Genomic DNA, 12,274 nt, shown 5'->3' on the forward strand with positions numbered 1-12,274 from the left:
ATCTCACGAGGTAGATTGAGGGGAGGACAGCACATGAGGGTTGACGATGTTGGGTGCGGGGTCGCCACGCAATAGCGCCAATAAATTGGCAATCGCGCCTTCGCTCATGCGCCGCATGCTGGAATCGGTGATGCCTGCAATGTGCGGCGTCAACAGCAGATTCGGGACATCGAGTGCCGGGCTGTCCGCAGGGAGCGGCTGAATGTCATGTACATCCAGCGCGGCTCCGCCTAAATGGCCGCGGCGCAAGGCATCCAACAACGCAGCGGTCTCCACGACGGGGCCGCGCGACACATTGATGAGTATTGCGCCAGGCTTCATGCTGTTGATCATGCCGGCATTCGCCAGCCCGCGCGTCTCATCGGTCAACGGGCAGCACAGCACAACGATGTCAGCGTTGGCGAACAAGGCCTCTCGCGCAGCGGGCTGTACGCCCGGCGGCAAGGATTCCGGACGGCGGGTCAGGCCCAGCACCGACATGCCCAGGCCCGCTGCGGCCTGCGCCAGCCGGCTGCCGATTGCGCCTACCCCTACGATGCCGCAAGTCATTCCCTCCAGTTCGGCGGTGTGGTCCGCCAACGGCCGTGCGGCGCTCCAGCCGGCATGACGCAGCTCGGCGTCGATAGCGGCGAGTGGCCGGCGCAGAGTGAGCATGGCCGCCAGGCAATACTCGACCACGGCAGACGTGTTCGATCCGGGAACATTGGCGACGGGGATTCGATGTCGATCGGCTGCCTCCATGGGGATCATGTCCAGTCCGACACCATGTCGCACCACAGCCCGCAAATGGGGAGCATGATCAAAGATATCTGCGGGCAATTGGGCGCGGACGACGAGACCGTGTACGTCCGCAACGTATCGACGCAGTGTGTCCGCGGACGTGTCGGGCGCGATGATCAGATCGACCTGCGCTGCGAGTTTCGGTTGGATATCGGGATGAATAGGATTGGTGAGCAGGACACGAGGCTTAGCTGTCATCTGATGCTCCGGCGGCGACGGGATTGCTTAATGTGCCCAGCTTGCTGAGCGAAATCGACACGGTATCGCCGGCTTTTAACCATGCCGGGGGTTGATGGGCGCCCGCCACACCGGCAGGCGTGCCTGTGGCAATGATGTCGCCTGGATCCAAAGGCATGCGTGCCGAGGCATACTCGATCAGTTCGGCAATGTTGAACAGCATGCTGCGCGTGCTGGACTGTTGCAGGACACGTCCATCGATGTCCAGATGGATATCCAGTGCATAGGGATCCGGGATCTCATCGGGTGTCACCAGCCATGGGCCCAGAGGACCAGACGTAGGCTGATTTTTCCCGCGTACAAAGCCGCTGTCGGCTTTGACCAGTGTCGTGGCGCTGACGTCGTTGATGATGGTGTAGGCGGCCACGTGTTTCATGGCGTGTTCACGCGACACGCGCAAGGCTGGCTTGCCGATGACGGCTGCCAGCTCGGCCTCGTAGGTGACATTGCCTGCATGGGGGAACACGCGAATGACATCATTCGGACCGATCACGGTGCGCCCGGATTTGACGAAGATCACAGGCTCCGCAGGCGAGGCCATGTCGCGTTCGGCTAGCGCATCATGGTAGTTGAACGCGGCACCGACGATCTTGCCGGGACGAGGCAAGGGGGCGGCCAGGCGCAACGAGTGTAGAGGCAGCCGCGCACTTTCATCGATGAGCGGCGCAGCGGCAACACGCTGGGCGATGTTGGCTAGCCCGTACTCGACCCAGCCCATCAGCGTGTCCGGCAAGTCCGCGTAATGCGCCGAGCAGGCGGGATGCCGGACGTCGGCCACCCAGGCGTCCGGGGCCGTGGGATCGCCTGGCAGTATGCCGGGCACGATACGCCCGGCTGCGTCATAGTAGGAAACGAAGCGCATAGTCGTCAGGCCACGCGATATTGATCGAGGATTTCACGCCGTATGTCGATACCCAGTCCCGCGCCGGCCGGCACCTGTACGATGCCTGCCTTCTGCACGATAGGCTCGGTCGACAAATGATCGCGGAACGGGTTCTCGCACTGTTCGAATTCGAGCAGCGGCGGCATGGGGCGAAAGCTCGGCGGTTGGTCCGGCAGGGCCGCCAAAAAGTGCAGCGTGGCCGCCAGCCCGATGGCCGAACCCCATGCATGGGGCACGCATTCGACGCCATGCGCGGCCGCCAGCGTGGCGATCTTGCGGCATTCGCTGATGCCGCCGGCGGCGCATACGTCGGGCTGCACAATGTCCATGGCCTTGCGCACGACCAGATCGCGAAAACCCCATCGGGTAAATTCGTTTTCTCCACCTGCGACAGCCATGTCCAGCGCGCGCGTGACCTCGACATAGCCGTCGACATCTTCGGGCGAAATGGGCTCTTCGAACCATTCCACATTCAGTTGTTCCAGCTCGCGCCCCAGGCGTATCGCGGCCGGCACGGTGAAACAATGATTGGCATCCACCATCAACCGCACATCATCGCCGATGGCTTTGCGTACCGCGGCTACGCGTTCGATGTCCAGCTTGGGCGAACCCAGGCCGATTTTCATCTTTATGGCGGTGAAGCCTTCTTCCACGTAGCCGCGCGCTTCTTCGACGGCTTCTTCGATGAGCCGGTCCATATCGATGAAATACAGGCCGGTCGCATAGGCCGAGACTTCAGTCCGGTGAGCACCGCCAATAAGTTTATGGATCGGTTTGCCGCAGACCTTGCCGATGATGTCCCACAATGCGATGTCGATACCGCTCAGGGCAGAGATCGCCATGCCCTTGGATCCGTAGTCTTTGATACGGTTGTAGAGGTCTTCCCAGATCACCTCTACATCGAAGGCATCGCGTCCCACGATGCGTGGGCCGTATTGCGAGTCGATATAGGCGCGTGCCACCTGGGCGGGGCCATAGCATTCGCCCCAACCGACCACACCGTCCGTGGTTTCGATTTCGACAATGCACGAGCCGCGCGACTTGTACAACCATCCGCGCGATGAGGTAAAGGGACGCTCGACAGGCGCGCTGACAACATGGCAAGTAACTTTCTTGATGGTGCTCACATCCGACCTCATTTTGCTTTGAAGACTTTGGTTCCAACGTCATCCAGTGTTTTCTGGACGGCCAATACTTCTTTTTCCAGGGCGTCGCCAGAAAGGCCGTCCACGAGAAAACCGTTCTGTTCGGAAAAGGATTTGAAAGTAGGGCTCAAGATCGCGGCCTCAAAAGCCTGGATGAGCTTGTCGCGCACGGGACCGGGCAGGCCGGCGGGGCCGACGACATAAGCCATCTGCACCAAGGGGCCATAGGGAAACACGTCGTAGCCTTTTTCCTTGAAGGTCGGTACGTCGGGCATGACCTTCAGGCGTTGGGTGTCAAAGACGGCGATGGGTTTGACGTAGCCGGCTTCGATCTGGCCGCGGCTTTCCGAGGGCTTTAGCACCGCAGCCTGGATTTGTTTGCCGGACAAATCCGCGATGACTTTGGACCCGCCAGGGTAAGGCACATTGACGTAAGGCACGCCTGCGACGCGAGCCGTCATCTCGGCAAAAATATGGTTCAGATTATTGGTGCCTGGGGTGCCGATAGAGACCTTGCCCGGGTTCTTCTTCATGTAGTCGAGGAACGCTTCCAGGGTCTGCGCGGGACTTGATGCTGGCACCAGCAGGATGAGCGGATCGGTCGATACGCGTGCGATATGGGTGAATTGATCGTTGCGCAGCGGTGTCATTTTCTGGGCAATCTGAGCCAGCGTCGAACTCGTGCCCATGCCTATGACATAGCCGTCAGCCGGAGCATTGGCAACCTTGGTCAGGCCAATGGCACCGGTGGCGCCAGGGGCGTTCTCCACCACGATGTTGAACCCGTCTTTCGCCAGGATCTGCTGCAGCGCACGGGCGGCGATGTCGTTCGAACCCCCAGCATTCCAGGGCACGATGAATCGCACATCTCTCGTTGGGTAAGCATCGGCTGACCAGGCCGGCAGAGATACAGCAGTCAACGCGACAGCAAAAAACGCTTTTTTTATCAAGGACATGGTTGTCTCCTCCTTGGAGTTGGCCGATTTTCGGCTTGCTGTTTTGCAGTGATGCTAGCATTCGTTATAACAAACAACAATAGGGAAATGCCAATTTGCCAAGCGAGGCGGACAGTGCGAACATCCTGGTTCGCTATTCGTTGTAACAAAGGAGTTCTACGTGGGTGCAACCGGCCTGAAGCAAATCGAGAAATACACGCTGTGGGACCGGGCGTATGCCGAATTGCGGGGCGCGCTATTGGCCGGGCGTTTCGTGCCGGGGCAACGCATTTTGCTGCGCGACGTGGCTGGCGAATTGGGGATCAGCCTGACGCCCGTGCGTGATGCGGTGAATCATTTGATCGCCGAGCGTGTGCTCGAGCGCGGTACCGGGGGGCAGGGAGGTGGCGCCATTGTGCCGCCCATCGATCCTGATCAATTCCGCCAGTTGACCATCATGCGTGCAGATCTGGAGTCACGTGCCGCCTACGAGGCCGCGGCCCATGCAACCGATGCGGATGTCGCGTTGTTGCGCCAGCACCTGGCGCAGATGACGGATCACATCAATGAGGAACGGCGAGATCATTATCTGGAGATGCATCGCCGCTTTCATTTCGGTATCTACACACTGGCGCACATGCCCATCATCCAGGATGCCATTGAGACGCTGTGGCTGCGCTGCGGACCGGTCTTGACCATCGTCTTGCCGGAATATGTGCCGTACTTGAAAAAGACGGACTACCATGCCGCGGCGTTGGATGCCCTGGAGCGTCAGGATGCGCAGGGCGTAGCGGATGCCATCCGCCGCGATATTTCCGAGGCGGGGACATATATCCATCAATTGCTGTGCAGCCGCGAGGCTGCGGCGGTGGACACACAGGCGGGGTGAGGGCCGCCGCCTGTGCAGGCCTCAGTTGCGCGGCTTGCGTGCGCGCAGCAGTTCGTCCAGTACCAGCAGCACTGCACCGCAGGTAATGCAGACGTCGGCAATGTTAAAAGCGGGGTAGTACCAGTCGTTCCAGTAGAACAACAGGAAATCGATGACGTGACCGTAGACCACGCGATCGATCACATTACCCAGCGCGCCGCCGAGTATCAGCGTGAGCGCCAGGCAAAAGCGCGGCTGCGCCGTATTCCGGCGTAGCATCCAGACAATGACGACAGACGCGACGATGCCCAGTCCGGTGAACAGCCACCGTTGCCAACCGGCTTCGGAAGCCAGGAAACTGAACGCCGCGCCGCGGTTGTACATCAACGTGAAATCAAAAATCGGCAGCACATTGACGCGTTGGCCGTACGTGTAAGCCGAGTCGAAATACAGCTTGGTGATCTGGTCCAGGACGATCAGCAGCAAGGCGATCGATAACCAGCGCCCGGTGGTACGCGGCGCTGGTTGGATCGGCTCTCCTGGCCCACGGCCTGGCTGCGAGCTCGCATTGTTCATGGAGCCCGCCGAGGATTGGCTTGATACCTCACGCGACATGTGTCAGGCCTTGTCGCGCGGCTCACCCGAGCCAAACAAGTTGGACACGCAACGGCCGCAGATCTCGGGATGGTCCGCATCGCTGCCTACATCCAGACGCCAGTGCCAGCAGCGCTCGCATTTCTTGTTCGTGGACGGCGTGATCTCGATGCGCAAATCGCCTGTACCTGCATGGACCGTAGCGCGCGAGACGATCAACACGAATCGCAGATCGTCGCCCAGGCTTTCCAGGATGGCGCGATCGTCACCGTCGGCATGCAGATCGACTTCGGCTTGCAACGACGAGCCGATACCGCCTGCCGTGCGGACTTCTTCGAGCTTGCGCTGTACGTCGGCACGGATGGCGCGCAGACGCGCCCACTTGCCGGTCAACGCCTCGGCATACGGCGGCAGCGTGTGGAACACCTCGGTGAAAATCGTGACGCGCGGTGCATCGGCCTGGTGTTTCAGCGCCGAATCGACCAGGACTTTCCAGGCTTCTTCGGCAGTGAACGACAGGATGGGGGACATCAGCTTGAGCAGTGTCTGCGTGATTTCCAGCAGCGCCGTCTGTGCCGAACGGCGCGCTACGCTATCGGTGGCGGTGGTGTACAGGCGGTCCTTGAGGATATCCAGATAGAACGCGCCCAGATCCTCGGAGCAGAACGTCTGCAAACGCGAGACAGCGGGGTGGAAGTCATAGCGTTCGTACTGTGCGATGACTTCAGCCTGCATTTGCGCCGTCATGGCCAATGCGTAGCGGTCGATTTCGAACAGCTCGTCATACGGCACTGCCTGGCTGACGGCATCGAAGTCGGCCAGATTGGCCAACAAGAAGCGCAGCGTGTTGCGAATGCGGCGGTAGCCCTCGACCACGCGTTTGAGGATCTCGTCGGAAATCGACAGCTCGCCGGAGTAGTCCGTCGAGGCGACCCAGAATCGCAAGATCTCGGCGCCGAGCGAGTCGGACACTTTTTGCGGGGCGATGACGTTGCCCACCGACTTGCTCATCTTGCGGCCTTGGCCATCGACCACGAAACCGTGCGTCAACAGGGCCTTGTACGGCGGTTGGCCATACAGCATGCAGCCGGTCAGCAGCGACGAGTGGAACCAGCCGCGGTGCTGGTCGGAACCCTCCAGGTACAGATCAGCCGGCCAAGCCAATTCCGCGCCGTGCGAGCCGCCCAGAACCTGGTCTTTGCCGCCCAGCACGGTAGCGTGCGTGGTGCCCGAGTCGAACCAGACATCGAGGGTGTCTCGGTTCTTTTCGTATTGATCGGCCTCGTCACCCAGCAGGTTGCGCGGATCGAGCGACTGCCAAGCCTCGATGCCGTGTTGTTCAACACGTTGCGCGACTTGTTCCAGCAATTCGACGGTACGCGGATGCAGGGCGCCGGTTTCCTTGTGCACGAAAAACGCCATGGGCACACCCCATTGGCGTTGGCGCGACAAGGTCCAGTCGGGCCGGTTGGCGATCATGGCGTGCAGGCGGGCACGGCCCCAGGACGGATAGAACGCCGTTGCATCGATGCCGGCCAAGGCGCTCTCGCGCAGCGTGAGACCGCCATCGGCAGGCTTGACGTCCATGCCGGCAAACCATTGGCTGGTGGCGCGGTAGATGACGGGGGTCTTGTGGCGCCAGCAGTGCATATAGCTGTGCGACAGTTTTTGCACATCCATCAGCGAGCCCGCGGCCCTCAGGGCCTCGACGATGCGCGGATTGGCATCCCAGATGGACAGGCCGCCGAACAGGGGCAGGGTCTCGGCATACTTGCCGTCGCCCAACACGGGATTCAGGATCTGATCGTCGGGCAGGTCGTGCGCCTTGCACGACACAAAGTCCTCGATACCGTAGGCGGGGGCCGAGTGCACGACACCGGTACCGGTGTCGATCGTGACATAGTCGCCCAGGTAGATCGGCGAGGTGCGGGCATACCCTGCATCCGCCGAGGCCAGCGGATGATGGAAACGCAATCCATCGAGCGCAGCGCCCGTGGTGGTGGCGATGATTTCGCCTTGCAGATTCCAGGCTTTCAGGCAGGCCTCTACGCGCTCGCTGGCCAACAGCAGCAGCGAACCATGCGCCGTTGCCGGCGTGACGCGCACCAGCGCGTATTCCAGCTCAGGGTGCACATTCAACGCCTGGTTGGCAGGAATCGTCCACGGCGTCGTGGTCCAGATCACCACTGCGCCATCATCGACAGAATCCAGGCCAAAGGCCTTTGCCACGCCCGGCTTATCTGCGAAGGGGAACGCGACGTCGATCGCCGGATCCACGCGATCGGCGTATTCGACCTCGGCCTCGGCCAACGCCGATCCACAGTCGAAACACCAATTCACGGGCTTCAGGCCACGGAATACGTAGCCCTTTTGCAGGATGCCGCCCAGCGCACGGATCTCGTTCGCCTCGTTGCTGTAGTTCATGGTCAGGTAGGGGCGATCCCACTCGCCCAATACCCCCAGACGCTTGAAGTCCTTGCGTTGGCGATCAATTTGTTCCAGCGCGTAAGCCCGTGCTTTGGACTGGACCTCCGTCACGGGCAGGTGCTTGCCGAATTTCTTTTCGATCTGGATCTCGATCGGCATGCCGTGACAGTCCCAGCCCGGCACGTAGTGCGCGTCGTAGCCGGCCATGTTGCGGCTCTTGACGATAATGTCCTTCAGGATCTTGTTGACTGCGTGACCAATGTGGATGTCGCCGTTGGCATACGGCGGTCCGTCGTGCAGCACAAAGCGCGGCCGGCCACGGCTGGCGGCGCGTATGGCTTGATACACGTGGTTTTCTTCCCACTGGGTGACCCAGGCGGGTTCGCGTTTGGCAAGATCACCTCGCATCGGAAAGGAGGTGTCGGGCAGATTGAGGGTTTTTTTATAGTCCATGAACGGCAAAATAGGCACGCGCGTTTTGCGCGTCGTCGGCGATGGCGGCTGTCAGGGAAGGCAGATCGGGAAATTTTTCTTCGTCCCGCAATTTGTGCAGGAACTCAACGCGTATGAGTTTACCGTATGCGTCAGCCGGGCCATCGAGCAGGTGTGACTCTAATAGCACACGTCCGTGGTCCTCGACGGTGGGACGGACTCCCAGACTGGCGACGGCGGGGCGCGGTTGCTCGCCCAATCCATGTACTCGCACTACATAAATCCCCGAGCGCGCGGCACAGCGTGGCGCAACGCGCAGGTTCAGAGTGGGAAAACCGAGCGTACGGCCGAGTTTCTGGCCGTGAATCACGTGTCCGCTGATCTGGAATGGACGTCCCAGCAGATGCTCGGCTCGATCCAGGTCGCCCACCGCGAGTGCGGTGCGGACCTCCGAGCTCGATACCCGATGCCCTTGGCGGTCGGTCACGTCAGCGATCGTCTGCACCTCGAACCCGTGCACCATGCCCGCCTCGCGCAGCAGATCTACGTCGCCGCTGCGCTTGCGGCCAAAGCGGAAGTCTTCTCCCACCAGCAGCCAACGTGTCTGCAGGCCGCCCACCAAGAGTTCCTCAATGAAGGCGTTGGCAGACATATCCGCGAATCGCGCATTGAATCGCTCGATGATGATCTGCGCCATGTCCTGGCTGGCGAGCGCTTCGAGTTTGTCGCGCAAACCCGAGATGCGCGTCGGCGCCAATTCCGGCCGTTGGTTCAACGTGGCGAAATATTCACGGGGATGTGGCTCGAATGTCAGCACCGAGGGCAGCAGTCCGCGTTCGCGGGCCGCCTGCCGTACTCGCGCCAGAATGGCCTGATGACCGCGATGAACGCCGTCAAAATTGCCGATTGTCAGCGCGCAAGGGGATCGCCGCGCAGGCGGCGGGACCGATCGATAGAGTTGCAGCAAGGTTTTCACAACCGAGAGTTTACAATTTTAGGTTGGTTTGCCTTGGAATATCTCATCTTGCCGGAATCCTCAACTTTAAAACGTCGCCTGGTTATCCTCATTTCGGGGCGGGGCAGCAATATGCAAGCCCTGGTTCACGCCTGTCGCGACGAGGCATGGCCCGCCGAGGTCTGCGCCGTCATTGCCAGCCGCCCCGATGCGGCCGGGCTGTCATGGGCGCGCGAACAGGGCATCGCCACCGGCGCGCTGTATCACAAGGATTTCCCTAGCCGGGAAGCTTTCGATACGGCCCTGGCCGAGGAAATCGACCGGTACCAGCCTGATTATGTGTTGTTGGCTGGTTTCATGCGCGTCCTGACCCCGGGGTTTGTGAATCACTACGCCGGCCGGTTGGTGAATATTCATCCCTCGTTGCTGCCCATGTTCCCTGGCTTGCATACGCACGCTCAGGCGTTGGCGACGGGAGTGCAACTGCACGGATGTACCGTGCATTTTGTGACGCCGGTGCTGGATCACGGACCCATCATCGCGCAGGGCTGCGTCCCTGTCCGGGCGGGTGATACACCTGATATCCTGGCTGATCGCGTACTGGCCGTTGAGCACCAGGCCTATCCCGCAGCGGTTCGCTGGCTGGTCGAGGGCAGGGTGCATATGACGGTCGATCATCGTGTCGAGGTCGATGGCGATCCGCAACGTTTGTTTATCGGGGGCGAGGTCTGACGGCCTGACCATACCCCCCAGCGAAATCTCTCGTTATCATCCGCCGAGGCAGTTTGTCTCGGCCCTGAATTTTGACCGGTCAAGGCGCCGCCTTGGCCACGCATGGAACCACAATGAGCAAGAATCCCGCCTCTCGGCAGCGTCCCGCAGGCGCTTTTTCCACGAACCGTTCTGAAACAGGCTCTCGTGGTGGAGCCCGTCGCACCTCCAGCGGGCCCTTTCGGTCCGAGGGACGATCTGGCTATTCGGACCGGTCGCGGCCCGAAGGGCGCTCGGGCGACTCTGATCGGTCTCGGTCCGAGGGACGATCTGGCTATTCGGACCGGCCTCGGCCCGAAGGACGCTCGGGTGGCTCGGATCGGTCTCGGTCCGAGGGACGATCTGGCTATTCGGACCGGCCTCGGCCCGAAGGACGCTCGGGCGACTCTGATCGGTCTCGGTCCGAGGGACGATCTGGCTATTCGGACCGGTCTCGGCCCGAAGGACGCTCGGGTGGCTCGGATCGGTTTCGCTCCGAAGGACGACCTGGCTATTCGGACCGGCCTCGGCCTGAAGGGCGCTCGGGCGACTCGGATCGGTCCCGCTCCCAGGGGCGCCCCGGCCAGCCCCGGTCTCAGCCCGACACGCAGCCTCGCACGCCGCGCGCCGTGATCCGTATCGATCAGGTTCAGCGTGTCTTGGGCGAGATCCTGCAATGGACCTACCCCGCCGATGCCACCTTGTCGCACTGGTTCCGTGCTCATCCCACGCTGGGTGGGCGCGACCGTGGCGAGGTGGCCGAGGCCGTGTACGACGTGCTGCGCCACTTGCGCCGCTATCGTCAACTCGCCGAAAGCGGCAGCGGCCCGGCCTCGCGCCGCCTGGCAATCCTGGGCTTGGCGGCTACCTTGGGTGCGGCGTTTTTAGAAGACGGTCTGGATCCCTCCGAGCACGATTGGCTGCAACGCGTCAGCCGCATCAACCCCGCCACATTACCCCGTGCCGTCCGTACCAGCATGCCCGATTGGCTGGACGAACGTCTGGGCAAACTGGATGATCCAGAATCGCTGATGTCGGCGCTCAACCGCCCGGCAGCGCTCGATTTGCGGGTCAACCCCCTCAAGATGGAACGCGAGGCGGCGCTGGCTGCCTTGGGCGACGGTCCCGCGGCGCGTTTTGAGCCCCAGGCCACCCCGTATTCCCCGTGGGGTATCCGGCTGGCCGGCAGGCCAGCGGTCAATCGGTGGCCGTTATTCGAGAACGGCAGCCTGGAAGTCCAGGATGAGGGCAGCCAGCTACTGGCTTTGCTGGTCGGCCCGCGCCGCGGCGAGATGATTATCGATTTCTGCGCCGGGGCGGGCGGTAAAACGTTGCTCTTGGGCGCGCTGATGCGTTCTACCGGGCGTTTGTATGCCTTTGATGTCTCGGCCGCCCGGTTGGCGCGCGCCAAACCCCGTTTTGCCCGCAGCGGGCTATCCAACGTGGTGCCGGTGGCGATCGACAGCGAAAACGATGCGCGCGTAAAACGCCTGGCAGGCAAAGCTCAGCGCGTACTGGTCGATGCCCCTTGCAGCGGGATTGGCACATTGCGCCGCAATCCCGATCTGAAATGGCGTCAGCATCCCGAGGCCTTGGCGGAATTGGGGGCGCTGCAGACGCGTATCCTGAATAGCGCCGCACGTTGCGTTGCCCCGGGCGGGCGCCTGGTGTATGCCACCTGCAGCTTGCTGGCCGAGGAAAATGAGATCCAGGTGCAGCAGTTCCTGGACACGCACCCCGATTTCGAGCGCCTGGATGCTGCTGAAATTTTGGCCAGCCGTTGTCCGGAACTCGATCTCGAGGGCCCCTACGTCCAGTTGCGTCCCGACGTACACGGCACGGATGGTTTTTTCGCTGCCGTGTTAGAGCGTAAAAAGACGGGGGCTGCGGCACCGGTGTCCGATGAGACGGCGTCTACGTCTGACGAAGCTGGGTCTGCCTCCGCGGATAGTGAATCTGTGGCTGTTGAGAGCGAGCTCGTCGCTGATAGTGGGTCCACTGCCGGTCAGACCGAGCCTGCCTCCGTTGACACAGGCGCCGGCCCCGCGGGAGCCAAACTTGCTCCTGCCGAAACCAAGCCGTCTGCCGAATAACCCTGCCACTAGGACGGAAAAGCCACAGTTCGTCTGGCAGCTTGTTGCAAAATGTGTTTTTGGCGTGGCATCATCGACATGCCGCCTCGCCCGGGGCAGAGGCCCGCTCCGCGGGTCGAAATTCTCCCCCCGGGCCGGGTATCGCAGCTTAGTCCTTGATTTATCACAAAAACTA

The 12,274-nt window shown here is 61.6% G+C and carries 10 protein-coding genes; 3 read left to right on the plus strand and 7 right to left on the minus strand.

What is annotated here, in order from left to right:
* Positions 1-3 precede the first annotated feature (3 nt).
* Genes ACYVI2_RS27445 through ACYVI2_RS27460 form a run of 4 tightly spaced genes read right to left on the minus strand, consistent with a single transcriptional unit; the run spans position 4 to position 4,001 of the window.
* Complete coding sequence (locus ACYVI2_RS27445) at positions 4-978, minus strand: NAD(P)-dependent oxidoreductase (RefSeq protein ID WP_415819644.1); 975 nt, start codon at positions 976-978, stop codon at positions 4-6.
* On the minus strand, positions 968-1,879 hold the full coding sequence (locus ACYVI2_RS27450; RefSeq protein WP_415819645.1) for a fumarylacetoacetate hydrolase family protein: 912 nt from the start codon (positions 1,877-1,879) through the stop codon (positions 968-970). The genes ACYVI2_RS27445 and ACYVI2_RS27450 overlap by 11 nt, the downstream gene beginning before the upstream one ends.
* Before the next feature lie 5 nt (positions 1,880-1,884).
* The gene (locus ACYVI2_RS27455) at positions 1,885-3,027 is read right to left on the minus strand and encodes a mandelate racemase/muconate lactonizing enzyme family protein (RefSeq protein WP_415819646.1); all 1,143 of its coding nucleotides are present in this window, start codon (positions 3,025-3,027) and stop codon (positions 1,885-1,887) included.
* Positions 3,028-3,035: 8 nt separating this feature from the next.
* Positions 3,036-4,001 (minus strand): Bug family tripartite tricarboxylate transporter substrate binding protein, encoded by a 966-nt coding sequence (locus tag ACYVI2_RS27460; RefSeq protein WP_415819647.1) that lies wholly within the window; start codon positions 3,999-4,001, stop codon positions 3,036-3,038.
* Positions 4,002-4,161: 160 nt separating this feature from the next.
* Between ACYVI2_RS27460 and ACYVI2_RS27465 the strand changes: the two genes are divergently transcribed.
* The gene (locus ACYVI2_RS27465) at positions 4,162-4,869 is read left to right on the plus strand and encodes a GntR family transcriptional regulator (protein ID WP_415819648.1); all 708 of its coding nucleotides are present in this window, start codon (positions 4,162-4,164) and stop codon (positions 4,867-4,869) included.
* Between the two features lie 21 nt (positions 4,870-4,890).
* Here ACYVI2_RS27465 and lspA read toward each other — a convergent pair whose 3' ends face one another.
* The 3 genes from lspA to ACYVI2_RS27480 are packed head-to-tail and all read right to left on the minus strand — an operon-like array spanning position 4,891 to position 9,277.
* The gene (gene lspA / locus ACYVI2_RS27470) at positions 4,891-5,424 is read right to left on the minus strand and encodes a signal peptidase II (protein ID WP_415819649.1); all 534 of its coding nucleotides are present in this window, start codon (positions 5,422-5,424) and stop codon (positions 4,891-4,893) included.
* A gap of 42 nt (positions 5,425-5,466) precedes the next feature.
* Positions 5,467-8,322 (minus strand): isoleucine--tRNA ligase, encoded by a 2,856-nt coding sequence (gene ileS, locus ACYVI2_RS27475; protein ID WP_415819697.1) that lies wholly within the window; start codon positions 8,320-8,322, stop codon positions 5,467-5,469.
* A complete protein-coding gene (locus ACYVI2_RS27480) occupies positions 8,312-9,277 on the minus strand; it encodes a bifunctional riboflavin kinase/FAD synthetase (protein WP_415819650.1) in 966 nt (321 codons plus the stop codon). Before ACYVI2_RS27480 ends, ileS begins: the two co-directional genes overlap by 11 nt.
* Before the next feature lie 48 nt (positions 9,278-9,325).
* On the opposite strand from ACYVI2_RS27480, the gene purN reads away from it, so the two are divergent.
* Both purN and ACYVI2_RS27490 read left to right on the plus strand, forming a co-directional pair.
* Positions 9,326-9,988, plus strand: coding sequence for a phosphoribosylglycinamide formyltransferase (gene purN, locus ACYVI2_RS27485; protein ID WP_415819651.1), 663 nt, complete (start codon positions 9,326-9,328; stop codon positions 9,986-9,988).
* A gap of 647 nt (positions 9,989-10,635) precedes the next feature.
* Entirely contained in the window at positions 10,636-12,099 is a 1,464-nt protein-coding gene (locus ACYVI2_RS27490; protein ID WP_415819698.1) for an RsmB/NOP family class I SAM-dependent RNA methyltransferase, read from the plus strand.
* The last annotated feature ends 175 nt before the right edge of the window (positions 12,100-12,274 follow it).

This window comes from Bordetella tumbae, assembly GCF_054780995.1.